The 22,322-nt window shown below is 69.7% G+C and carries 24 protein-coding genes; 10 read left to right on the plus strand and 14 right to left on the minus strand.

Annotated elements, in window-relative coordinates:
• Positions 1-19: 19 nt before the first annotated feature.
• The 4 genes from AB0G04_RS30615 to AB0G04_RS30630 all read left to right on the plus strand — a co-directional run bounded on the left by AB0G04_RS30615 (position 20) and on the right by AB0G04_RS30630 (position 3,235).
• Entirely contained in the window at positions 20-1,138 is a 1,119-nt protein-coding gene (locus AB0G04_RS30615) for a glycerate kinase (RefSeq protein ID WP_360989595.1), read from the plus strand.
• A gap of 89 nt (positions 1,139-1,227) precedes the next feature.
• Positions 1,228-1,596, plus strand: coding sequence for an iron-sulfur cluster insertion protein ErpA (gene erpA / locus AB0G04_RS30620; protein WP_109592071.1), 369 nt, complete (start codon positions 1,228-1,230; stop codon positions 1,594-1,596).
• Positions 1,597-1,726: 130 nt separating this feature from the next.
• Positions 1,727-2,704 (plus strand): carbohydrate kinase family protein, encoded by a 978-nt coding sequence (locus tag AB0G04_RS30625; RefSeq protein ID WP_360989598.1) that lies wholly within the window; start codon positions 1,727-1,729, stop codon positions 2,702-2,704.
• Between the two features lie 18 nt (positions 2,705-2,722).
• A complete protein-coding gene (locus tag AB0G04_RS30630) occupies positions 2,723-3,235 on the plus strand; it encodes an AAA family ATPase (protein WP_360989601.1) in 513 nt (170 codons plus the stop codon).
• A gap of 44 nt (positions 3,236-3,279) precedes the next feature.
• Here AB0G04_RS30630 and AB0G04_RS30635 read toward each other — a convergent pair whose 3' ends face one another.
• Both AB0G04_RS30635 and AB0G04_RS30640 read right to left on the minus strand, forming a co-directional pair.
• Positions 3,280-3,489 (minus strand): sulfurtransferase TusA family protein, encoded by a 210-nt coding sequence (locus AB0G04_RS30635; protein ID WP_360989604.1) that lies wholly within the window; start codon positions 3,487-3,489, stop codon positions 3,280-3,282.
• On the minus strand, positions 3,486-4,631 hold the full coding sequence (locus AB0G04_RS30640) for an aminotransferase class V-fold PLP-dependent enzyme (protein WP_360989607.1): 1,146 nt from the start codon (positions 4,629-4,631) through the stop codon (positions 3,486-3,488). Before AB0G04_RS30640 ends, AB0G04_RS30635 begins: the two co-directional genes overlap by 4 nt.
• 157 nt (positions 4,632-4,788) lie before the next feature.
• On the opposite strand from AB0G04_RS30640, the gene coxB reads away from it, so the two are divergent.
• Complete coding sequence (coxB, locus tag AB0G04_RS30645) at positions 4,789-5,724, plus strand: cytochrome c oxidase subunit II (RefSeq protein ID WP_360989610.1); 936 nt, start codon at positions 4,789-4,791, stop codon at positions 5,722-5,724.
• Positions 5,725-5,734: 10 nt separating this feature from the next.
• Positions 5,735-6,202 carry a cytochrome c oxidase subunit 4 gene (locus AB0G04_RS30650; protein ID WP_360989613.1) on the plus strand — a complete coding sequence of 156 codons (468 nt, stop codon included), beginning with the start codon at positions 5,735-5,737 and terminating at the stop codon, positions 6,200-6,202.
• Between the two features lie 130 nt (positions 6,203-6,332).
• Here AB0G04_RS30650 and AB0G04_RS30655 read toward each other — a convergent pair whose 3' ends face one another.
• From AB0G04_RS30655 to AB0G04_RS30670, 4 genes are all read right to left on the minus strand, one after another.
• The gene (locus tag AB0G04_RS30655; protein ID WP_360989616.1) at positions 6,333-6,536 is read right to left on the minus strand and encodes a hypothetical protein; all 204 of its coding nucleotides are present in this window, start codon (positions 6,534-6,536) and stop codon (positions 6,333-6,335) included.
• Between the two features lie 108 nt (positions 6,537-6,644).
• Positions 6,645-7,703 (minus strand): anthranilate phosphoribosyltransferase, encoded by a 1,059-nt coding sequence (trpD, locus tag AB0G04_RS30660; RefSeq protein ID WP_360989619.1) that lies wholly within the window; start codon positions 7,701-7,703, stop codon positions 6,645-6,647.
• 39 nt (positions 7,704-7,742) lie between these two features.
• Positions 7,743-8,168 carry a hypothetical protein gene (locus AB0G04_RS30665; protein ID WP_360989621.1) on the minus strand — a complete coding sequence of 142 codons (426 nt, stop codon included), beginning with the start codon at positions 8,166-8,168 and terminating at the stop codon, positions 7,743-7,745.
• Between the two features lie 49 nt (positions 8,169-8,217).
• Positions 8,218-9,144 (minus strand): cytochrome c oxidase assembly protein, encoded by a 927-nt coding sequence (locus AB0G04_RS30670; RefSeq protein ID WP_360989839.1) that lies wholly within the window; start codon positions 9,142-9,144, stop codon positions 8,218-8,220.
• A 133-nt stretch (positions 9,145-9,277) separates the two neighbouring features.
• On the opposite strand from AB0G04_RS30670, the gene AB0G04_RS30675 reads away from it, so the two are divergent.
• From AB0G04_RS30675 to AB0G04_RS30690, 4 genes are read left to right on the plus strand one after another with little or no spacing between them, the layout of a single operon-like run.
• Complete coding sequence (locus AB0G04_RS30675; protein ID WP_360989624.1) at positions 9,278-9,874, plus strand: heme-copper oxidase subunit III; 597 nt, start codon at positions 9,278-9,280, stop codon at positions 9,872-9,874.
• Positions 9,875-9,925: 51 nt separating this feature from the next.
• Complete coding sequence (locus tag AB0G04_RS30680) at positions 9,926-10,774, plus strand: c-type cytochrome (protein ID WP_360989626.1); 849 nt, start codon at positions 9,926-9,928, stop codon at positions 10,772-10,774.
• The gene (locus AB0G04_RS30685; protein ID WP_360989629.1) at positions 10,771-11,868 is read left to right on the plus strand and encodes a Rieske 2Fe-2S domain-containing protein; all 1,098 of its coding nucleotides are present in this window, start codon (positions 10,771-10,773) and stop codon (positions 11,866-11,868) included. The genes AB0G04_RS30680 and AB0G04_RS30685 overlap by 4 nt, the downstream gene beginning before the upstream one ends.
• Complete coding sequence (locus AB0G04_RS30690; protein WP_360989632.1) at positions 11,865-13,475, plus strand: ubiquinol-cytochrome c reductase cytochrome b subunit; 1,611 nt, start codon at positions 11,865-11,867, stop codon at positions 13,473-13,475. The genes AB0G04_RS30685 and AB0G04_RS30690 overlap by 4 nt, the downstream gene beginning before the upstream one ends.
• Positions 13,476-14,234: 759 nt before the next feature.
• Here the strand turns inward: AB0G04_RS30690 and AB0G04_RS30695 are convergent.
• The 8 genes from AB0G04_RS30695 to AB0G04_RS30730 form a co-directional block, all read right to left on the minus strand.
• Positions 14,235-14,633: a hypothetical protein gene (locus AB0G04_RS30695; RefSeq protein WP_360989634.1), complete on the minus strand. Its 399-nt coding sequence runs from the start codon at positions 14,631-14,633 to the stop codon at positions 14,235-14,237.
• Positions 14,634-14,731: 98 nt separating this feature from the next.
• The gene (locus AB0G04_RS30700) at positions 14,732-15,013 is read right to left on the minus strand and encodes a hypothetical protein (RefSeq protein ID WP_360989637.1); all 282 of its coding nucleotides are present in this window, start codon (positions 15,011-15,013) and stop codon (positions 14,732-14,734) included.
• Positions 15,014-15,407: 394 nt separating this feature from the next.
• Positions 15,408-16,607 (minus strand): barstar family protein, encoded by a 1,200-nt coding sequence (locus AB0G04_RS30705; RefSeq protein WP_360989640.1) that lies wholly within the window; start codon positions 16,605-16,607, stop codon positions 15,408-15,410.
• Positions 16,608-16,611: 4 nt separating this feature from the next.
• Positions 16,612-16,899 carry an Lrp/AsnC ligand binding domain-containing protein gene (locus tag AB0G04_RS30710; RefSeq protein ID WP_109592101.1) on the minus strand — a complete coding sequence of 96 codons (288 nt, stop codon included), beginning with the start codon at positions 16,897-16,899 and terminating at the stop codon, positions 16,612-16,614.
• Between the two features lie 165 nt (positions 16,900-17,064).
• Positions 17,065-17,898: a sugar phosphate nucleotidyltransferase gene (locus AB0G04_RS30715; protein ID WP_360989643.1), complete on the minus strand. Its 834-nt coding sequence runs from the start codon at positions 17,896-17,898 to the stop codon at positions 17,065-17,067.
• On the minus strand, positions 17,895-18,467 hold the full coding sequence (locus AB0G04_RS30720; protein WP_360989646.1) for an NUDIX domain-containing protein: 573 nt from the start codon (positions 18,465-18,467) through the stop codon (positions 17,895-17,897). Before AB0G04_RS30720 ends, AB0G04_RS30715 begins: the two co-directional genes overlap by 4 nt.
• A gap of 32 nt (positions 18,468-18,499) precedes the next feature.
• The gene (locus tag AB0G04_RS30725) at positions 18,500-20,284 is read right to left on the minus strand and encodes an HD domain-containing protein (protein WP_360989648.1); all 1,785 of its coding nucleotides are present in this window, start codon (positions 20,282-20,284) and stop codon (positions 18,500-18,502) included.
• A 201-nt stretch (positions 20,285-20,485) separates the two neighbouring features.
• Positions 20,486-22,288: a DEDD exonuclease domain-containing protein gene (locus tag AB0G04_RS30730; protein ID WP_360989651.1), complete on the minus strand. Its 1,803-nt coding sequence runs from the start codon at positions 22,286-22,288 to the stop codon at positions 20,486-20,488.
• Positions 22,289-22,322: the final 34 nt, after the last annotated feature.

Below are 22,322 nucleotides of genomic sequence, written 5' to 3' on the forward strand. Positions count from 1 at the left end.
GTGCTGCCACACTCGCGGGGTGCGCGTACTGATCTGTCCGGACAAGTTCGCCGGCACCCTTTCCGCCCCTGAGGTCGCCCGTGCCGTCGCGGACGGCTGGTCCGCCCCCGGTGACGTCCTCGTCCAGCGTCCGCTCGCCGACGGCGGCCCCGGCTTCGTCGAGGTCCTGGCCGCCGCGCTGGACGGCCGGCGCATCCCGGTCGAGACGGTCGACCCGCTGGGCCGCCCGGCCCGCGGCGAGATCCTGCTGGCCGCCGGCGTCGCCTACGTCGAGAGCGCGCAGGCGTGCGGCCTGCACCTGCTGACGCCGGAGGAACGAGACCCGAGGACCACCACGTCGTACGGCCTGGGCCTGCTGATCGCCGCGGCGGTGGAGTCCGGGGCGGCCGAGGTCGTCGTCGGTCTCGGTGGCTCGGCCGTCAACGACGCCGGCGCCGGGATGCTCGCCGCTCTCGGTGCGGCTCCGCTCGACGTGGCCGGATACGCCCTGCCGTACGGCGGTGCGGCCCTGAGCGGCGCGGTCTCGCTGGGCGGGGTCCCGCAGCTGCGGCAGGTTCGCCTGGTGGCCGCGACCGACGTCGACAACCCGCTGACCGGCCTGCACGGCGCCAGCAACGTGTTCGGCCCGCAGAAAGGCGCCTCCCGCGAGGACGTGCTCCTGCTGGACGCGGCGCTGGAGCACTTCGCCGGTGTCCTGGAGCAGGCCTTCGACCTCAAGGATCTGGCCCTGCAGCCGGGTGGGGGAGCGGCCGGCGGGATCGGCGCCGCGCTCATCGCGCTCGGTGGCCGGGTGACCTCGGGTATCAACCTGGTCACGAATCTGATCGGCCTGGACGCCGAGCTCGACGCCGCCGACCTGGTGATCACCGGCGAGGGTTCCTTCGATCACCAGTCGCTGCGCGGCAAGGTGGTGGCCGGGATCGCGGCCGGTGCCCGGGACCGCGGTCTGCCCTGTGTGGTGCTGGCCGGACGCAACGAGACCGGCCAGCGGGAGGCCGCGGCCGCCGGGGTGACCGAGACGCACACTCTCGTGGAGCATTTCGGCAACGTCGAGACCGCGCTCGCCGAACCGGCCCGTGGCCTGCGAGAACTCGCAACACGCCTGGCCGGGCAGTGGAGCCGCCAGGCAGGGGCGTGATCTGTGTTCCCCCGGATTGGGAATCGGAGGGATTGGGGTTAGCGTTGCCTGGTACGGCACATGACCGCACCTGGCAGGGAGATACCTAAGTGACCACTGAAGCGCACACCGAGTCGACCGAGGCGACTGCCCCGTCCGGCATCAACCTCACCGACGTCGCCGCGGTGAAGGTCAAGGCCCTGATCGAGCAGGAAGGGCGCGACGACCTGCGCCTGCGCATCGCCGTACAGCCCGGTGGCTGTTCCGGCCTGCGTTACCAGCTCTTCTTCGACGAGCGTTCCCTCGACGGGGATGTCGTCAGCGACTTCGACGGCGTCGAGGTCGTGGTGGACCGGATGAGCGCTCCCTACCTGGCGGGCGCGACCATCGACTTCGCCGACCGCATCGACGCTCAGGGCTTCACGATCGACAACCCGAACGCGCAGAACTCCTGCGCCTGCGGTGACTCCTTCCACTGAGCCACAGCACCGAACCGCTCCACAGCGACAAGCAGACAGGCCGTCCCGTTAACGGGACGGCCTGTCTGCTGTAACCGACCGGTAGTCTCAACCCGTAACGCCCCCTGTTTCCCGACCCCCGAGGGCCGAAATGAAGATCGCCGTCACCGGCTCGATCGCCACCGACCACCTGATGCACTTCCCCGGCAAGTTCGCCGAGCAGCTCATCGCGGACCAGTTGCACAAGGTCTCGCTCTCCTTCCTCGTCGACGATCTGGTGGTCCGGCGGGGCGGCGTGGCTCCGAACATCGCGTTCGGCATGGCCAAGCTGGGTCTGCGGCCGATCCTGGTGGGTGCGGTCGGTGCGGACTTCGCCGACTACCGGTCGTGGCTGGAGCGGCACGGCGTCGACTGCGACTCGGTGCACGTCAGCGATGTGGCGCACACCGCCCGGTTCGTCTGCACCACCGACGACGACCTGAACCAGATCGCCTCGTTCTACGCGGGGGCGATGTCCGAGGCGCGCAACATCGAGCTGGCTCCGGTGCACGAGCGGGCCGGCGGCCTCGACCTGGTGCTGGTCGGCGCGAACGACCCGGCCGCCATGATCCGTCACTCGCAGGAGTGCCGGGAGCGTGGTTACCGGTTCATCGCCGACCCGTCGCAGCAGCTCGCCCGGATGGACGGCTCCGACGTGCTGAGCCTGATCAGCGGCGCTGAGTTCCTGATGACCAACGAGTACGAGCGGTCCCTGCTGGAGACCAAGGCCGGCCTCACCGGCGAGCAGGTGCTCGAGCAGGTCCGGGTGCGGGTCACCACGCTCGGCAAGGACGGCGTGGAGATCACCGGACGGGACATCGAGCGCATCCACGTGCCGGTCATCCCCGGTGTGATCGGCGAGGACCCGACGGGTGTCGGCGACGGCTTCCGGGCCGGTTTCTTCGCGGCCGTGTCGTGGGGTCTGGGGCTCGAGCGGGCCGCGCAGGTGGGCTCGCTGGTCGCGGCACTGGTGCTCGAGACGGTCGGCACCCAGGAGTACGACATCAGGGCCGCAGACTTCAGCAAGCGGCTGGCCGAGGCGTACGGCGAAGAGGCGGCTGCCGAGATCGCACCCTTCCTCCCGGCGTGAGGGCGTAGACCTCAAGTCATGGTTCTAGCGGTTTTCGCCGGTCTCCCCGGAGTCGGCAAGAGCACTCTGGCCGCCGCGGTCGCAGCCGAGCTGCCCGCGGCGGTCCTCGCCGTCGACACGGTCGACTTCACTCTGCAGCGGTACGGGGTGCACGAGCCGCGGCCCGGCTTCGCGGCCTACGGAGTGGTCGCCGCGGTCGCCGAGGAGCAAATCAGAATCGGTCACCACGTGATCATCGACGCGGTCAATCCGGTCAAGTCGGCGCGGGAGCTGTGGACCGATCTCGCCGACCGGATGCAGGTGCCGCTCCGCGTGGTGGAGGTGGTCTGCGGCGACGACGCGGAGCACCGCCGCCGGGTCGAGGAGCGTTACCAGACCCGAGACCACGAGGGCGTCCCGGACTGGGTGCGGGTCCTGGAGCGGCAGGTCGAGTACGAGCCCTACCTGGGCCCGCGCCTGGTCGTCGACACCCACCTGGCCAAGGACCCGGTCCCCCGGGTGATCGAGTACCTCGACGACGGCCGCCGGTGAGATGGCACCCGGGTACGAGATGATCGTCCGCCGAGCCAGCCGGTTCAGGTGATCCTGCGCACGTCGTAGGCGTGGCCGTCGGCCGCGACGAACTCCTGGCCCTTCATCCGGCACCACGCGGGGATGTCGCCGGCCGCGGCCGGGTCGTCGGCGAGCACCCGTACGATCTCGCCGACCGCGACGCCCGGCATCGCCTTGGCCAGCCGGATCACCGGAATCGGGCAGCGCAGGCCACGGCAGTCCAGGGTGATCACATCCCGGCCTCCTTCCGGATGCCGGCCACCAGCTCCGGCAGCACGGCCAGGAACCGCTCCACGTCCGTCTCGGTGGTGTCACGGTGCAGTGACACGCGCACATTGCCGTGACTGAGCACGCCCATCGCCTCCAGCACGTGACTGGGCCGCAGCGTGGAGGACGTGCACGACGAACCGGACGAGACGGCGAACCCGCGGCGGTCCAGAGCGTGCAGCAGCGCCTCCCCGTCCACGTACAGGCAGCTGAAGGTCACCAGATGCGGCAGCCGGTCCACCGGGTCGCCGACGATCTCCACGTCCGGCACGGTGGCCGCGACCCGTTCCCGGATCCGGTCCACGAGCGGGCTCAGCCGCGCCGCCTCTGCCCGGGCCTCACCGGCCGCGGCGCGCAGGCTCGCGGCCGCAGCGACGACTTCCGGCAGGGCGAGCGTGCCCGGGCTGCCGGGGCGATAAAGATCATCCTGCGGGTACGGGGAGAGCCAGCGCACACCCTTGCGGACGACCAGCACGCCCACGCCGGGCGGGCCGCCCCACTTGTGCGCGCTCGCGCTCAGCAGCGACCAGCCGCTGGGCAGCGGCGCCCGGCCGGCGATCTGGGCCGCGTCCACGAAGAGCGGCACCCCCGCGTCGGCGCAGAACCCGGCCGCGGCCGTCACCGGCTGCATCGTTCCGACTTCGTGACTGGCGCCGATCAGGCTCGCCAGGGCCACGCCGGCACCACTGACCGCGGTGGCCCAGGCGTCCAGGTCGAGCCGGCCCAGCCGGTCCACACCCACCTCCACGACCTCGGTGGTGCGGGCCGCGTGCAGGACCGACGAGTGCTCGATCGCCGAGTGGACAAGCGTGCGGCCGGCACGTTTCCGGCCGCCGAGACCGCCGAGCACCGCCGCCTGCGCCGCCGCGGTGCCGGACGGCCAGAAGGTGACCTCGTCCGGGCGTACGCCCAGAACCTCGGCGACCACCGCGGTGGCCGCGTCGTGCAACTGCCTCGCCCGCCGCCCGGCCGCGTAGAGCCGTGCCGGGTCGGCCCAGCCGTCGGCGAGGGCGGCCATCAGCGCCTCGCGTGCCACCGGATGCAGGGGTGCCGCGGTGGCGGCGTCCAGGTAAGCGGGCGCCCCGGCCGGATCGCCTGTGTAATCCACACAGGGAACGGTATCGTCCGGTTGTCCGGGTGTTTTCCGCGACGGTGCCCCCGGTGGGGAGCGGGCCGTTCTTGGTCGAGTAGTGTGCGACCGTCGGTGAGCCTTGCCGCCAGGTGTCCGGTTTCGGCAGGCGGCGCTGCTAAGGAGGCAGAAGCAGGTGGGCGCAAGGAGTTCGGCCACGAGGCCGCGGGCAGTTGGCCGGGCGGCCGGGCTGGGTCTCGGCGGCGCGACGCTGCTGACGCTGCTCTCGGGCTGTTCGATCGCGGACTGGGGAGATGCTTTCGGCCACTTCGGCTGGCCGAGCAACGGCATCACCCTGCAGGCCCATGAGATGTATGACCTGTGGATCGCGTCGACGATCGCGGCTCTCGCGGTCGGTTTCGGTGTGTGGGGTCTGATCTTCTGGTGCGTGATCCGGTATCGCAAGCGCGGCGACGAGCTGCCGGTGCAGACCCGGTTCAACATGCCGATGGAGATTCTCTACACGGTCACGCCGGTCCTGATCGTCGCGGTGCTCTTCTACTACACGGCGATCGTGCAGACCAACGTCGACAAGCTGTCGAAGAACCCCGACCAGGTCGTCGAGGTCGTCGCGTTCAAGTGGAACTGGCAGTTCAACTACCGCGACGGGATGGGCAAGGACGCCGGGACGGTCGCCTCGACCGTCGGTTCGTCCGACGTGATCCCGCTGCTGGTGCTGCCGGTCGGCCAGAAGATCCGGTTCGAGGAGACCAGCAGGGACGTCATCCACTCGTTCTGGGTGCCCGAGATGCTGTTCAAGCGGGACGTGTTCCCCGGCAACGTGCGCAACGTGTTCGAGGTGACCCTCGACAAGGAGGGCCGCTACGTCGGCCGGTGCGCCGAGCTGTGCGGCACGTACCACGCCTTCATGAACTTCGAGCTGGTCGTGGTCTCGCCGGAGAAGTTCGACCAGTTCATCGCGGCCAAGAAGGCGGGTTCGTCGACCCAGGAGGCGATGGGGGCGATCGGCTACACCGGCGACGAGGTGTATGCGACCAAGACCTCCCCGTTCAACACCCGGCGCCAGGCGAACACCTGGAACCAGCCCGAGACCACAGCCGCAGGGAAGTAGGACTGTCGACGTGAGGACCGAGTACAAAATCTTCGCCGCGGTCGCCGCATTCCTCTTCGCCGCGGCCGCCGTCTACGGCGTGTACACCCTCAACACCGGCAACATCTCGGGTACCGACGCCGACGCGGCCGGTTTCCGTGGTGGCGTCGAGTGGGTCGGCGTCGTCGCCCTGATCCTTTCCGGTCTGCTCTGCACGATGTGCGCCGGCTTCTTCTGGTTCGTGGCCCGCCGTATCGACCTGCGGCCGGAGGACCGGGAGGACGGCGAGATCGCCGAGGGCGCCGGCGAGGTCGGCTTCTTCAGCCCGGGCAGCTACTGGCCCTTCGGTATCGCCCTCGCGGCGGCCGTGGCCGGTCTCGGCCTGGTGTTCTGGATGTGGTGGCTGCTGGCCTTCGGCCTGGTCTCCGTGATCATCGCCTCGTGCGGCCTGCTCTTCGAGTACTACTCGGGCACCCGTCACCCGGAAGCTCACCTCTGAGCTGAACGTCCAGAAGGCCCGCACCTCGATGAGGTGCGGGCCTTCTGCTTTGTCGCCTCAGCGTGCGGGGCCCGGGTGCGCTCGGCACCCGGACCCCGCACGCTCGGTGTTCAGGCTGACGTTCGGTGGTTCAGGCCGCGGTGCGCTGGGCGGGAGCGATCCGCCGGCCCTTACCGGGCATCCAGAGGTGTACGACGATCGGGGCGACCACCTCGGCGGCGCCGCAGCGGGTGCAGACCAGCTCGGGGCACTCGTCGTGCCCGTCCTCGCAGGGCGGCACCTCGAAGAGCATGTCGCCGTCGCAGAGGACGCATCGGAGTTCGCGTTCCTGCACGGGTGTCTCCTTCAGGGAAGGGGTAATTACCCGAATGTCCTTCAGGACATTGTCATGTGAATCGGGCGTTGTCGGGCATTCGAAGCGGCGTGTTGAACAGAATCGCGATTACTCGGCGGCCTTGGCGGCCTGAGCGGCAGCCACCCAGCGGTCCAGCTGAGCGGCCGTGGCGCCGGAGTCGATCGCCCCGGCGGCCCGGTCGATCCCGGCCCGCAGCGTGTCCCTGAAGTCACCGGGGAAGCCGCTCTGCGCCGCGAACGCACCGGCCGCGTTGAGCAGCACCGCGTCCCGGACGGGACCGTGCTCACCGGCGAACAGCCGGCGAGCCACCTCGGCGTTGAACGCCACCTCGCCGCCCCGCAGATCGGCCGGCCGGCTGCGTGCCAGGCCCAGCTCCACGGCGTCGAGCAGGAACTCCTCCACCTTGCCGTCGCGGGCCATCCAGACCCGCGTGGGCGCCGCCGTGGTGAACTCGTCCAGGCCGTCCTCGCCGCGCACCACCAGCGCCGAGTCGCCGCGCTGGGCGAACACCTCGGCCATCACCGGTGCCATCCGGGGGTCGAAGCACCCGACCATCGCCGAGGTGGGCCGGGCCGGGTTTGTCAGCGGGCCGAGCACGTTGAAGAACGTGGGCACGCCCAGCTCACGACGGGTGACCGCGGCGTGCCGCATGCCGGGGTGGTAGCGGGCCGCGAAGCAGAAGCCGATACCCGCCTCGGCGACCGACCGGGCCACGCCGGCCGGGCCCAGGTCGAGCGGAAGGCCGAAGTGCTCCAGCAGGTCGGCGGACCCGGTCGTCGACGAGGCCGACCGGTTGCCGTGCTTGACCACCGGTACTCCCGCGGAGGCCGTGACGATCGCCGCAAGTGTGGAGATGTTCACGGTGTTGGCCCGGTCACCGCCGGTGCCGACCACGTCGACCGCACGGGTCCGGGTCTCCTCCGGCAGCTTGACCAGCGTGGCGCTGGCGATCATCGCCTCGACCAGGCCGGCCAGCTCCGCCGGAGTCTCACCCTTGGCCCGCAGCGCCACCGCGAACCCGGCTATCTGCACCGGTGTCGCGTTGCCGGACATGATCTCGCCCATGGCCCACGCGGTGTCCGCGGTGGCGAGCTCCTCGCCACGCAGCAGGGCGCTCGTCAGATTGGGCCAGGTGCGTGCGCCCATGGCGCTGCCTCCAGGGGGTTATGTGTCGGTTTGTCGACGTCAGCGGGGAATGGTGCCCAAGGTCCCCAGCGGGATCGCCCCGTCCCGGCGGGCGCGGAGCAGCCCGGCGACCGTCTGCCCGGTCGTGACCGGGTCCAGCGGCGCCACCAGGGTCGCGTCCACCTGGGCGTACGCGGCAAGCCAGCGGTCCGCGGCCCGGGCGATCACGACGCAGGTGGGCGGGGGGTTGAGATACTCGTCCTTGGTCTGGCGAGCGATCCCGATACCGCCGGCGGGGCTGGCCTCGCCGTCGAGCATCATCAGGTCGATCTCGTACTCGTCGAGCAGGCGGCGGCATTCCTCCCAGGTGGAGGCCTCCGCGAACTCGACCTTGAGATCAGCGGCGGGCCGCGAGCCGATGGCGAGCCGGATCCGGTCTCGCACCGCCGCGTCATCGCTGTAGAGCAGAACGGTGTACTCGCTCATCTTGTGCCCCACCTCACGTCCTAGGTCCCGGGGGATCGTACCGAACTTGTTACCCGGCGTCGGGTTCCGGTCGGGTCACATCTTTGCCCGCGGCGGTCCGGGCCTCCTCGCGGTCCAGGGCACGGTCGACCCGCCTGGCCTCGCGCTCCGACTGGCGGACCCACTGGACGACCAGGATGCCGAGCATCGTGACGCTCACGATCTCGCCGCCGGCCCACAGGATGCCGCCCGCGGTGACCTGGTCGGCCTTCGGATCGAGCCAGCTCAGGCCCAGGCTGGGGTACCAGTCGCCGCCGAGCAGCGTGGTGCTCTGCATGATCGTCAGGCCGAGCACCGTGTGGAACGGCACGCTCAGCACCATGAGCAGGGCCCGCCCGGGGTACGGCCACCGGTTCGGCAGCGGGTCCAGGCCCAGCAGCGGCCAGAAGAACAGGCAGCCGGTGACGATGAAGTGGAAGTGGACGAACTCGTGCACCCACACGTGTTCGAGGGTCTGCCGGTAGGCGCCGGTGAAGTAGAGGACGAACGGGTTCGCGATGAACAGCCCGAACGCCACCAGCGGGAACGTCAGGATCCGCACGTAACGGCTGTGCAGGACGGCGAGCAGCGCCTTGCGCGGCTGCGGCCCGAGAACCCGCAGGGCCAGGGTGGTCGGCGCGCCGAGGGCCAGGAAGATCGGGCCCACCATGGACAACACCATGTGCTGAACCATGTGGACCGAGATCAGAACTGTGTCGTACGCCTCGATGCCGGTCACCGTGACCGCCGCGACGGACCCGAGTCCACCCGCGAGGAAGGCCACCGTCCGCCCGGGCGGCCAGTGGTCGCCACGCTGCCGCAGGCGCCACACGCCGTACAGATACAGCGACGCGGCGACCAGCAATCCCAACGCGATTGGACTGACCAGGTTCATCTCGGTGAAGAAGGCCGCCGGGGTGAACGGAGGAAGTTCAGTATCCCCGCCGACGGCCGCGATTGGGGGCAAAACGTGAAGCTGCACCACTCGAGGCTAGGCCTACCGGCTGGTCACGGAATATTCCGGGCCTCCCAGTTGGCCGGATTGGGGACCCCGGCGGACCTTGGGCCTATCTCGGATGAATAATGAGGCCGTGACTGCGGCAGCCATCGACAAGAGCCGGATCCACTCGCTGACCCGACCCAACATGGTCAGCGTCGGGACCATCGTGTGGCTCTCCAGCGAGCTCATGTTCTTCGCGGCGTTGTTCGCGATGTACTTCTCCATCCGCGCAGCCGCGCCGGAGCAGTGGGAGAAGAACACCGAACATCTCAACATCCCGTACGCCACCACGTTCACCGTGATCCTGGTGCTCTCGTCGGTGACCTGCCAGCTCGGGGTCTTCGCGGCGGAGAAGGGCGACGTGTTCGCCCTGCGGCGGTGGTTCACGATCACGTTCGTGATGGGCCTGATCTTCGTTCTCGGTCAGGTGAACGAGTACGTCACCCTGGTGCACCACGGCGTCAAGATCAACGGCGACGGCTATGGGTCGATGTTCTACCTGACGACCGGGTTCCACGGTCTGCACGTGACCGGCGGCCTGGTCGCCTTCATCATCTACATGATCCGGACGACGATGGGTAGGTTCACTCCCGCCCAGGCCACGTCCGCGATCGTCGTGTCGTACTACTGGCACTTCGTGGACGTCGTGTGGATCGCTCTGTTCGCCATGATCTATTGGCTTCAGTGACGCGCCCGTAATCCGCCGTGCATCAGGTTCGAATCCCAAGGGACATAGCCCATGACTTCTGACACCCCCGCCCGCAGGCGCGCCCGGGTGTTCTCCCGGCGGCGCGGCACGCCCAGCCGGGCGCGCCGGAGGCTCGGCGCGGCGGTGCGCATGATCGCCGCCCTGGCTCTGGCCGGCGGCGTCTACACCGCGTTCGCCCCGGGCGCGTTCGCCGAGCCCAACGTCCAGCTTTCCGCTGTCGCACAGGAGGGCAAGGCGCTCTACGACACCAGCTGCATCACCTGCCACGGCCGTGACGGCCAGGGTGTCGAGGGGCGTGGGCCGAGCCTGATCGGCGTCGGCTCGGCCTCCGTCGAGTTCCAGGTCGGCACCGGCCGCATGCCGATGACCCGCCAGGAGGCCCAGGCGGAGGAGAAGCCGCGGCAGTTCGACGACGCCCAGACCGAGCAGCTCGCGCAGTACGTGCAGGAGCTCGGCGGTGGCCCGGAGCTGCCCGAGGGCCCTCTCGTCGAGGACATCAAGAGCAACCCGGACGCCCTCGCCCGCGGTGGTGAGCTCTTCCGGGTCAACTGCACCTCCTGCCACGGCTTCGGCGGCGGCGGCGGCGCGCTCTCGTCGGGCAAGTTCGCCCCGGCCCTGCACGACCCGACGGCGGAGGAGATCTACGCCGCCATGCTCAGCGGTCCGCAGAACATGCCGGTCTTCGGTGACAACCAGCTCACGCCGGACCAGAAGAAGCAGATCATCACGTACATCCAGCTCCAGCTCCAGCAGGAGAAGGACCCGGGCGGCCTGTTCAACCTGGGCCGGTACGGCCCGTCGACCGAGGGCATGGCGATCTTCCTGGTCGGCATCACGCTCCTGGTCTTCACGTCGCTCTGGATTGCGGGGAAGTCATGACGGCGCAACACGGCGCGGCCGGCGAACCGGTCGACGTCAACGACCCGCGCATGACGCGGTTCGACATCGTCAAGGAAGGTCTGCGGCGCGACGACATCGAGATCGTCACGTACGAGTCGCAGTTCCACGGGTCCAACTCGAAGGCGGAGAAGCGGGTCGTCCGCAACATCTCCTTCCTGTTCCTGCTCTCCGGCCTGTTCACCCTGGCCTTCCTGGTCTTCTACATCATCTGGCCGTGGAAGTTCGAGCTCGGCCACACGCTGAGCGACTACTACACGCCGATCCTGGGCGTGACCCTCGGCCTCGGCCTGCTGGCCCTCGGCTTCGCGATCCTGGCCTGGGCCAAGAAACTGTTGCCGCACGAGCTGTCCATCCAGCAGCGGCACGGCGACCCGTCCTCCGACGAGGAGCGCCTGATCACCGGCCAGACCATGATGTACGTCGCCGACGAGCTGGGCGTGCAGCGCCGGCCGCTGCTCAAGGGCGCGATCGCCCTCGGCGCGGCCCCGCTCGGCCTGGCCGTCGGTGCCCCGCTGGTCGGCGGCATGATCCAGGACCCGCACAAGGGCAAGCACCCGATCATGTACACGACCGGGTTCCACCCCTCGAAGAACGGCGACAAGCCGGTCCGCCTCACCCGTGAGGACGGCAGCCCGATCCGGCCGGACGACGTCAGCGCGGGTGGTCAGATGACCGTCTACCCGGGCATCCCGCACGGCGCCACCAACCACTACGCCGACTCGCCGACTCTGCTAATCCACCTCCGGGCGGACGACGCGGAGGAGACCCGGAGAAACGCCGACGCCGACAAGAACGGCCGCAACAAGGGCTCGATGTACGGCAACTACGTCGCGTACTCCAAGATCTGCACGCACGCGGGCTGCCCCGCCAGCCTCTACGAGCAGCAGACCAACCGTCTTCTCTGCCCGTGCCACCAGTCGCAGTTCCTCATCACCGACAACGCCCAGCCGGTTTTCGGACCCGCGACTCGTCGTCTGCCGATGTTGCCGCTTACAGTGGACGAGGAAGGCTACTTCGTGGCGGCGGAAGACTTCAGAGACGTCGTCGGACCTGACTTCTGGGAGCGGCCGTGAAACGCCGGAAGATGGACCTCGCTGAGGCCCCCAAAACTTTCGCCAAGGGAGTCGACGACCGCTTTCAGGCCGCGACCCCGCTACGTGGACTGCTGAACAAGGTTTTCCCTGACCACTGGTCGTTCCTGCTGGGCGAGATCGCTCTGTTCTCGTTCATCGTGCTGCTGCTCAGTGGCGTGTTCCTCACTCTCTTCTTCGACCCGTCGATGAAGGAGGTGGAGTACGACGGCAGTTACCTCGCGCTCCGCGGCACCATGATGTCCGCGGCGTACGAGTCCTCGCTGAACCTCTCGTTCGAGGTCCGCGGTGGTCTCTTCATGCGGCAGATGCACCACTGGGCGGCGCTGCTGTTCATGGCGTCGATCATCGTGCACATGGCGCGCGTCTTCTTCACCGGCGCGTTCCGCAAGCCGCGTGAGATCAACTGGGTGATCGGCGTCCTGCTGTTCCTCCTCGGCTTCTTCGCCGGCTTCACCGGTTACTCGCTCCCCGACGACGGCCTCTCCGGCACCGGTCTGCGCATCGCCTCGGCGATCATGCTGACCCTCCCGGTCATCGGCACCTGGCTCTCGGCCGCCATCTTCGGCGGCGAGTTCCCGGGCGAGCTGATCATCGGCCGGTTCTACATCGCGCACGTGCTGCTCATCCCGGGCATCCTGCTCGGCCTGATCGCGGCCCACCTGGGCATCGTGTTCAAGCAGAAGCACACCCAGTGGCCCGGCCCGCTGCGCACCAACGAGAACGTGGTCGGCGAGCGCATGTTCCCGCGCTACGCGATGAAGCAGGGCGGCTTCTTCATGGCCGTCTTCGGTGTCATCGCGCTTATGGCCGGCGTGTTCCAGATCAACCCGATCTGGCTGTTCGGCCCGTACCGCGCGGCCGAGGTCTCGTCGGCCTCACAGCCCGACTTCTACGTCATGTTCATGGACGGCCTGGTCCGTCTCACCCCGAACTGGCAGATCTACATCCCGATCGGTGACGGTTACAGCATCCCGCCGATGTTCTGGCCGGCCGTCGTCGGCCTCGGGGCCCTGTTCACCCTGCCCATGGCGTACCCGTGGCTGGAAGCCCGCAAGCTCAAGGACAAGCGCAGCCACCACCTGCTGGAACGGCCGCGTGACAACCCGGAGCGCGTCGGCATCGGCATGATGGCGCTGACGTTCTTCATCATCGCCACGCTGTCCGGCGCCAACGACGTCATCGCCGACAAGTTCCACGTCAGCCTCAACGCGATGACCTGGGCCGGCCGTATCGGCCTGGTCATCCTGCCGCCGCTGGCCTACTACATCTCCGTCCGCATCTGCCTCGGTCTGCAGCAGCACGACCGCCAGGTGCTGGCGCACGGTGTCGAGACCGGCATCATCAAGCGGCTGCCGAACGGCCAGTTCGTCGAGGTCCACCAGCCGCTCGGCCCGGTCGACGACCACGGCCACCCGATCCCGCTGGAGTACGCGGGCTGGGTCGTACCGAAGAAGATGAACCGTCTCGGGGCCCTGGCTCCGGCGATCAAGGGCTTCTTCTACCCCGTCGAGAAGCCGGCCGAGATCCCGGTCTCCCCGGCGGTCGGCGGCCCGGTCCAGCGCGAGGAGATCAAGTCCGGTCGCTGATCGGCATGCGCCACGAAGGCCCGTCGGGTTCCCGCCCGGCGGGCCTTCCGCATGTCCGGCCATCCCCGGCTGCGTGCGTCGTCAGCTTCCGGGCGCTCGCCCAACGTCCGGAACGCGTCGTCAGCTTTCCCGGGCGCACGCCCGCCGTTCGCAGCGCGTCGTCAGCTTTCCTGGGCGCACGCCTGCCGTTCCCAGCGCGTCGCTGGACCCGGATGTGACCGGTAACGCCTACACGCTGCCCGGCGGCCTGCAGTGACCCGACCGCGCCCGCCGCTGGAGGAATCTCCGCCGGCCCGGCCCGGCCCGGTCCGCGCCCGGCTCGGCGACAGTGCGTACCGGCATGCTCTCCGTCGGGCAGTGCAGCGAGTGGCGGCCGCGCTCATCGCAGCCACCGGTGTGCACCCGTGGCCGCAGCCCCTGGGCCGCCACCACCGCACATGCAGGCGGCGGCCGTGCTGCAGCCCGCGCCGCCGCGCGGGGCCGGCCCGCCGCCGGCACGTGCCCGACACCAGACCTCGCCCGGCTGGCCCCCCCGAACCCACTACCCAGCACCGCGGCGATCAGCAGCCGCCGGAGGAATGGCCGGAACCCGCTCGGCTCGGCGCCGGCCTCCCACCCACCTTCATGATCGACAGTGACCGTGACCCTGTCGCCGGCCGGTGACGGCGGGCAGTCGGGCACGCCTTGTTGTCGCGGTCGCTATGTGGATCGGCTCGTCAAGGTCTTGAGTGTTCCTCCGGATCGCCAGCCTCCGCCTTCTCACCAGAGTGTTGAAGTTGGCGTCCCGGAGTTCTGGACCGATGTCAAGGCCGCCACTGGGTGATCGAGTATGCCGAGGGCGGACGGTGGAAGCTGGCTGACGCCCCGCTCGCCGAGGTGCAACGGGCTGCGCTCGGCGTCGAGTGCGACCCGCTGGACATGCCGCGGGATCAGTTCCGAACCGCCGTGGACGCGTGGCGGATGGTGCGTGGCGGCGAGGCGGACCCCGAACTCTTCGGGCTGCCGGGCCAGGCCGTCGGGACGGGTTTCGTGGCCGGTGATGTCGTGCACGACATCACCGCGCTTCAGCAACGTCGAGACGCTCCCCTGGGACGGGTGGTCACCGATGCCGAGCCCGGGCGAGGAGTTCGATCCATCATTGTTCGACCGGATCGCCATCGGCGACGAGGTCGTGTCTGTGCCCGAGCAGGTGTTCAACGGCCGACGCGGGCGGGTCTAACCGCTCACGGTGGTCGCGGTTTCCACCAGGAGAGCGTCTACCAGGTGGCTACCACCGCGGCGACGTCGAGCCCGAACGCGAGTGCCCAACCGAGCGCGGTGGCCCCGATCCCCCGACCGATCCCGGTGACGGGCGGTCGGGCTGTGGCGGGCTGACGCCACGCGAATGGCAGTGCCACGGCCAGCCCGACCGTGAGGGCGCCCAGTCCGACCGGGCCGAGCATAAAATCGACCGGCACGAACCAGCCGCCTGCGCCGGTGGCCTGACGCAACTGGCCAGAGAGGATCGCCGTCACCAGAGCGCCGTTCGCGACGAGCACGGTCCCTACCGACCACAAAACTCGCGCGTTCGTCCGGGCCGGGCCCGCACCTGTGTTCGTCATGCCAACTACCCTTCCGCACGACCAGCGGAGCTGGACCACGCCCCCGGCCCGGGTCCACGATCCGGATCAACTCGTCCGTCCCGATGTCTGGCAACGACTTCAACCGCTCCATCTGACCCTCGGGGAACAACCGCGTCGCCACAACGGCCCCATCACGCCAACCTCAGCGACGACGTCCGCTGCAGCCGCCCGCTAACCCAAGCCACTGACATTTCTTGTCGCGACTACTGACACCGGCTGTCGCCGTCCCCTGACATTTGGCATTTGGCTGTCGCTCAACAGGCGCCGCTACGCGTCGCCTACTCGACGCCAGGCCACCCCGGACCGCCTCTCAGCGCAGGACGACTTCGACCTGTTTCTCGGTGAACCAGCCCACCAGCATGGCGAAGTCGTCCGCGCCCAGGTGCCGGCGGGCGATCTCCGCGTCGTGCCAGATCAGACGGAACGGAGTGGCGGCGCCCCACGTGCCGCGGAGACAGTCCTCGAGGGCGGGCGGGTTCCAGCCGAAGTAGCCGCCCGGCCCGTTGATCGCCTCACCCACGGCGCAGAAGAAGGCGTCCATGTCGGTGACGTGGCGCCCGTCCAAGCGGTAGACGGTTTCCGGCGCACGATCCGGATGGGCCCCGTAGCGGTGCCCGGCCAGCGCCAGCCGGAGCCACTCGTGCCGCATGTGCGGGGCCAGTGGCACCCAGGTGCCGAGTTCCGCGGGTTGCCGGTCCATCCAGCGGTCCCACAACTCGCGGGCTTCCGCCGGGATCGGCTCCCACACCCCGTCGTCCAGTTCCACGTCGAGCAGATCCGGATCCCGCCGCGACGGGCGGACCGCCAGGACGTGGGCGAAGACGCCGGGCTGCAGAGTGCTGAGTTCGCGCCCGTCAGAGGCCCGTGCCGCGATGGTGGCGGCCAGCCGTACCGGTTTCCCACCGTCCGACGGCACAACGCCCAGCCGGCCCGCCTGTGCCGTGTCCGGCTGTCCCGCTTCTCCGCCGTCCGGCCGCCAAGTGCTGAGCAGGGCCGCGAACCAGGGCTCGGGGCGGAAGCCGAGCAGAGTCACCGGCGGGCGGTCAAGTTCGGGCCGTTCCCGGAAGAGGCCGCCGACCGTGCGGCATCGGGCCAGCAGGGTGTCGTCACCGGAGGTCAGCCGGAACTCGTCGGCCTCCGGCGTCTCCGTGTCCGGCTGCAAATGCCGGTCCTGCTGGACCCGGCCGGTGAGCTCGACCCGGTCGCCATCGATCGCGACCACGGTCACGTCCCACAGCCAGGTGTAATCGCCGACATGGCCGGCCCGGACCGGTTCCACGAAGACGTCACCGAGCAGCGGCTGCCGGATGAGCGCCTCGCGCAGGCGGCCGGCCGGCTCGCACCCGATCAGCGTGAAGCGTTCCAGGGGTGGATCCGGCAGGTCGGCGAACAGGCCATCGACCTCGATGCACGCCCCGAGCGGGCGCCACATCGGGTCCATGTCCTCCAGTTCGTCGCTGAACTCGTCGTTCAGCAGCCAGCGCAGTGCGGGCTCGCGGGAGGAGGACAACGAGTCAGTCGGCGTCCGGGAGACCGATGGCGAAGGCGTCCTCCAGATCGTGCTTGGAGTAGGCGCGGAAGGCCACGAACGTCTCGCTGTTGACCACACCCGGGGTCTTGGAGATGCGGCCCGCGATGACCTCGGCGATGTCGTCGAAGTGCGGCACCCGGACGATCGCGATGAGGTCCACCCCGCCGGCGACCGAGTAGACCTCGCTGACGCCGTCCAGCGCGGCCAGTGCCTCGGCGACCTCCGGGATCGAATCGGTCGCGCAGTCGATGTGGACGATGGCGGTGTTCACCGGCGGGCTCCTCGCCTATGAGGACGGAATGTCAGTCGCGCCCATGCTATGCCGTCACGATCCCCTCCCGCACGCGCCCGGCCCACCCGCCAGACGTAACCGGAACGGCGAATCGGCCCGGCCCGGCGGGCGGGGGTCCGGTCAGGTCCGGCGAGGAGGAGGGGCCTAGATCTTGATGGTGAGGCCGGAGGCCGTACGGATCGCGTCGGTGAGGGTCTCGCCCGCGCCGACCCGGGCACCCGGCAGCAGCACGCAACGGGTGGCCACGCCCTCGACGACGGCACCGGCCCCCAGGACCGAGTTGTCAGCCCGCCCGCTGACCAGCGCCGACGCGTCGGCAAGGGTGGCTCCGGCGGCAGCGTGCAGATTGGCGGTCAGGTAGTCGGCGGGCGTGCCGGTGTCGAGGTAGTGACCCTCGTACGCGATCAGCTCGAGGTCGCCGGCGGCTTCCGCGGGCCTCCAGACGGTACGGACCAGGTCGCTGCTCACCTCGGCGAGATCCTTCAGGTAGCGCCACGGGATGAGCGAGAAGCCGGCGAAACGACGGCCGCTGAAGCCGCCGGTGTCGCCCGGGAAGCACGGTTTGGTCAGCATCCGCACGGTGTCGCCGGACCAGCCCTCGAGCAGCGCCGCGATGTCCTTGCCGGGTTCGCGTGCCGGGTCGTGCAGGTAGGCGTCGGCGTTTCCGGCCAGGGCCGCGCGGCCGTCGATCCACGGGCGCAGCCGGGCGAGGCCGCCGGACGTGCCGATCGGGCCGTCCGGCTCGACCGACAGGTGGGCCCGGTCGCCGACGTGCGCGACGACCTGCTCGGCCAGGTAGGCGGCGTTCACCGCGACCGACTGCGGCCCGCTCAGGCCGAGGCCCGAGAGACGGCGCAGCGCGTGGTCGAGCAGCGGCAGGTTGCCGACCGGGCACAGCGCCTTCGGCAGTGTCTCGGTGAGCGGGCGCAGCCGCCGCCCTTCACCGGCCGCCAGCACCACCCCGCAGACCGCGGTCATCGCGCCTCACCCGAGCCCGGGAACGGGGTGTGGTAGCTGCCGGCCGGGATCGACGGCGGCAGTTCGCCGGCGCGCGGGCCGAGGCCGTAGATCCCGAGCAACCGTGCCGTCGGCCAGGTGAGGTCGGGAAGGTCGTCGATCGGGAACCAGCGGGCCTCCAGCACCTCACCGCCGTCGACCGCCAGGGGCGTGCTGGACGCCGGGACGGCGCCGAACCAGATGGTGTCGACCACTCCGCCGTTCGGGTGCACGATCGCGTTCGGGTTGCCGGGTGTCAGGTCACCGGGCTCCAGCCGTACTCCCGATTCTTCGAAGAGCTCGCGGGCCGCACCCACCGCGGGCAGCTCGCGGCGCTTGAGGATCCCGGCCGGAAGGCCCCAGCCGCGCCCCGGCGGCTGGCGCAGCAGAAGGATGCGCCCCGGAGCGGCGGCCTCCGAGTCCCGGATGATCGCGACCGCTCCGACCAGGTACTTCGGTGAGACGAAGCGGGCGATGTGACGGCGCATCGGGAGGGGCAGCCCGTAGAAGGCCTGATAGGCGAGGCCGCGGATCTGCCGGGGAATGTTCACGCGGGTAAGGCTAACGGGGGATGCTGAAAGGTTCAGTCCGGGTGGTCGACCAAGGCGATGAGCTGCTCGACGACCGCGTCCGGTTCGAGGCTGCGCTCACAGACCGCGACGAGGAGCGTCTCCAGGTCGGGGTAGCCGAGCTCCTCGGCGAGCCGACGCAGCGGCACCTCACTGGCCAGACCACGGTCGTGTTTGCGCAGTGTGAGCCCGATGGTGGCGCGGCCGAGCCGGACCTTGTCGGCGATGCTGATGCCCGGCTCGTTCTTCTCGTCGAAGTACCGGTTGATCTGCATCTGCGCCTGGCTCGACTTGACGAACCCGAGCCACTCCTTGCGGGGGCCACGCGGAGCGTTCGGTTCGACGTCGACCTGCCCCTCGGTCTCCGAGAAGATCTCCACGACGTCACCGTCGCGGAGCGGCGAGGACAGCGGTGCGAGACGTCCGTTGATGGTCGCGGCGAGGCACTGGTCACCGTGGCGGGGACCCAGCTCGTACGCCAGATCGACCGGTGTGGACTGGCTGGGCAACTCGTAGGCGTTGCCGTGCGCGAAGACGGTGATCTGGCCCTCGGCGAGGTCGCACCGCAGCGAGTCGAGGAACTGGCCAGCGTCGGTGGTGTCCTGCTGCCAGTCGAGCACCCGCTTCAGCCAGGTGAGCTGGTCGGCGCCTGGTGGCTCGTCCGACTCCTTCGGATACCGGTAGCTGGTGGCCACGCCGTACTCGGAGTAGCGGTGCATGGTCTTCGTCCGGATCAGGACCTCGACCAGCTTGCCCTCGGGTCCGACCACTGTGGTGTGCAGGGACCGGTAGAGGTTGTTCTTCGGCGAGGCGATGAAGTCCTTGAACCGGCCGGCGACCGGGCGCCATCGGCCGTGGATCGCGCCGAGAGCCGCGTAACAGTCGGTGTCCGGCCCGTCCACCACGACCGCGATCCGGGGCAGGTCCTGCGGCACCGGGTGATTGCCGGCGACCGTGTCCTTCCAGATCGAGTAGTAGTGCCGGGGTCGCGGGGTCACCTCGGCGGTCACCTTCTGCCGGCGCAGCGCGGTGCGCGCCTTGTGCGACACGTCGGCGAGGTACTCGTCCCAGCCGGGGCGGTTCTTCACGTGCTCGTCGATGCGCGCGAACGAGTCGGGTTCGAGGTGGAAGAGCACCACGTCGTCGAGGTCCCGCTTGAGGGCTTGGATGCCGAGCCGGTCACAGAGCGGGACGAGGACGTCGAGGGTGGCCGTCGCGATCCGGGCCCGGCTCGCGGTTCCGCGGGCACCGAGCGTGCGCATGTTGTGCAGCCGGTCGGCCAGCTTGATCACCAGGACTCGGACGTCCTTGCCGGCCGCGACGATCATCTTGCGGATCGTCTCGCCCTCGGCGGCCTTGCCGTAGTACGCCTTGTCGAACTTGGTCACACCGTCGACCAGGTGCGCCACCTCGGGGCCGAAGTCACCCTGCAGCGCCTCGAGCGTGTAGCTGGTGTCCTCCACCGTGTCGTGCAGCAGCGCGGCGACCAGGGTGGTGGTGTCCATGCCGAGCTCGGCGCAGATCTGCGCGACCGCGAGCGGATGCGTGATGTACGGATCGCCGCTCTTGCGGAACTGGCCGCGGTGCATGCTCTCGGCGATCTGGTAGCTGCGGCGCAGGATCGCGACATCCGCCGAGGCGTGGATGCTGCGATGCGTACGGGCCAGCTCGGCGACCGGATCGTCGTCGTTGTTCTGGAAGCTGAGCAGCGAGCGCAGGCGCCGGGTGAAGGACGTTTCAGCGGAATTGGCCGGCAGGGCACGACCGAATGCGGCGCCGTGGCCGGCGTCGACGTCCACCCGGACACCCCCTCACCGATCGTCCACGCAACACCCGGTGCGTGAAGTCGCTCCGCGTTTCCGTCGCAAGCGAATCATCGGAGGGGGCCGGTCGCCAAGCTCCTGGCCCGCAAATGTGACAAGTCACTACCAACAAGTCACTACCAGCGGGTCACTGCCAGCGGTCCCTACCAACAAGTCATTACGACAGTTGCGCGTGCCTTACAGCCTAAGCGAGCGAGCGTCATCCGAACGGTCAGTTACCGATAGGCGAACGGTCGAGTCTTGGACTGATGCGGCGGCTTCAGCCCTGGTGAGGAGGTCAGAGAATCGCGCCGCGCCACGAACCGGTGACACCCAGTCGCCCGAGGTTTCCACCAACCGGGTGTCCGGGCGTTGCAGCCACGCCAGGATCCGCTCCGTCTCCTCGGCCGTCGCGGCCGGAACCGGACCCGGACCGGGCAGCACCGTCTCGGCGGTCAGCCGTGCCGCGTCGAGCGTCGGACGGGGATGCTCCCGCGGCGGTGACGTCGCCGCGGCCGCCAGCCGTCCGTGCCGGACCACCGCGATCTCCCAGCCGCCCTTGTCGTCCCGGCGGGCCGCCACCAGCTCGGGCAGGCGGGTCAGCGCGTCGAGCCGCTGCATCCGGATGAGCGCGCGGAGCAGGGCGATCAACCGGGAGCGGACGACCGCTGCCTCCTCGTACCGCTGCTTCTCCGACAGCGCGTCGATGCGGGTCAGGATTGCCGAGACGACCGGGCCGGGGTCGCCTGAGGTGGCCGTCCGGAACGGCAGGGCGGCGCGTACGTCGTAATCCTCGGGGGTGATCTCGTGCTCGCACGGTGCCGGGCACCGGCCCAGCTCGGCCAGCGCGCACGCCGGCGTCTTCGAGCGCAGCGAGAGCTTGTGGTTGCACTGCCGCAACGGCACGGCGTCGTAGACACCGGCCGCGGCCAGTTCGGCCGTGCGCCGCGAGGAGAACGGGCCGAGATAGGTGCTGCCGTCCTCGGTGAGCCGGCGCACCACCGACAGGCGTGGGTAGGCCTCCGCGGTCAGCTTCAGCCAGACGATCCTCTCGGGAAACTTCGACCTGCGGTTGTACGGCGGAGCGTGCGCCGCGATCAGCCGGAGCTCGCGCACCTCGGCCTCCAGCGGGTGCGCGCACTCCACCGCCTCCACCCGGACCGCGGCGGTGAGCATCTCGGTGGAGATCCGGGACCGTTTCTCGGTGGCCGTGAAGTAGGCGCGGACCCTGGTCGCGATGTCCTTCGACGTGCCGACGTAGAGCGGGCGGTCGTCAGAGGCCCGGAAGATGTAGACCCCCGGCACGTGCGGCAGCCCGTCGGCCAGGTGCCGCTGCCGGCGCTGCGCCGGGGTGACCGCCTTGGCGAACTCGATGGCGTCGCCCAGCGTGTGGACCTTGAAGCTGCCCAGCCGCTCGATCAGCCCGTGCAGCACGTCGACCGTGGCCTTCGCGTCGTCGAGCGCCCGGTGGTTGGGCTGCACCGTGGACCGGAAGAAGTGCGCGAGCGTGCCCAGTTTCCGGTTGGGCACCTCGTCACGGGTCAGAGCGCGACGGGCGAGCGCCGCCGTGTCGAGCACCCGCGGGTTCGGCCAGGGATAGCCGTGCCGGGCGCAGGCCGCCTTCAGGAAGCCGACGTCATAGGGCGCGTTGTGGGCCACCAGGACCGCGCCCCGGAGGAACTCCAGCAGGGCGGGCAGCACCGTCTCGATCGGCGGGGCCGGGCGCAGCATCGCCTCGGTGATGCCGGTCAGGACGGTGATGAACGGTGGCAGCGGCTCGCCCGGATTGACCAGGGTTGCGAACTCGCCGAGCGGCTCGCCGGCGCGCACCTTGACCGCGCCGATCTCGGTGATCCCGGCGCCGTCCGGAGCGCCGCCGGTGGTCTCCAGGTCGAGCACCACGAACGTGGTGTCGGCCAGCGCCAGCGCCGCCGGGTCCACCGAGCCGTCGGCGGACAGCAGCGAGTCCAGAGTGCCCTGCACGTAGGCCGGTTGCGTCACGGGCGGCAACGATAGAGCGGGGGTACGACACAAA

It is taken from the genome of Actinoplanes sp. NPDC023801, from assembly GCF_040639655.1.
GTDB lineage: Bacteria > Actinomycetota > Actinomycetes > Mycobacteriales > Micromonosporaceae > Actinoplanes.

Excerpts from the sequence above, each read along its gene's own strand:
- AB0G04_RS30625 (WP_360989598.1), top strand. The coding sequence starts at position 1,727 with ATGAAGATCGCCGTCACCGGCTCGATCGCCACCGACCACCTGATGCAC.
- AB0G04_RS30630 (WP_360989601.1), top strand. The coding sequence starts at position 2,723 with ATGGTTCTAGCGGTTTTCGCCGGTCTCCCCGGAGTCGGCAAGAGCACT.
- trpD (WP_360989619.1), bottom strand. The coding sequence starts at position 7,703 with ATGGGCGCACGCACCTGGCCCAATCTGACGAGCGCCCTGCTGCGTGGC.
- AB0G04_RS30665 (WP_360989621.1), bottom strand. The coding sequence starts at position 8,168 with ATGAGCGAGTACACCGTTCTGCTCTACAGCGATGACGCGGCGGTGCGA.
- AB0G04_RS30680 (WP_360989626.1), top strand. The coding sequence starts at position 9,926 with ATGACTTCTGACACCCCCGCCCGCAGGCGCGCCCGGGTGTTCTCCCGG.
- AB0G04_RS30685 (WP_360989629.1), top strand. The coding sequence starts at position 10,771 with ATGACGGCGCAACACGGCGCGGCCGGCGAACCGGTCGACGTCAACGAC.
- AB0G04_RS30695 (WP_360989634.1), bottom strand. The coding sequence starts at position 14,633 with ATGGCGATCCGGTCGAACAATGATGGATCGAACTCCTCGCCCGGGCTC.
- AB0G04_RS30715 (WP_360989643.1), bottom strand. The coding sequence starts at position 17,898 with ATGACCGCGGTCTGCGGGGTGGTGCTGGCGGCCGGTGAAGGGCGGCGG.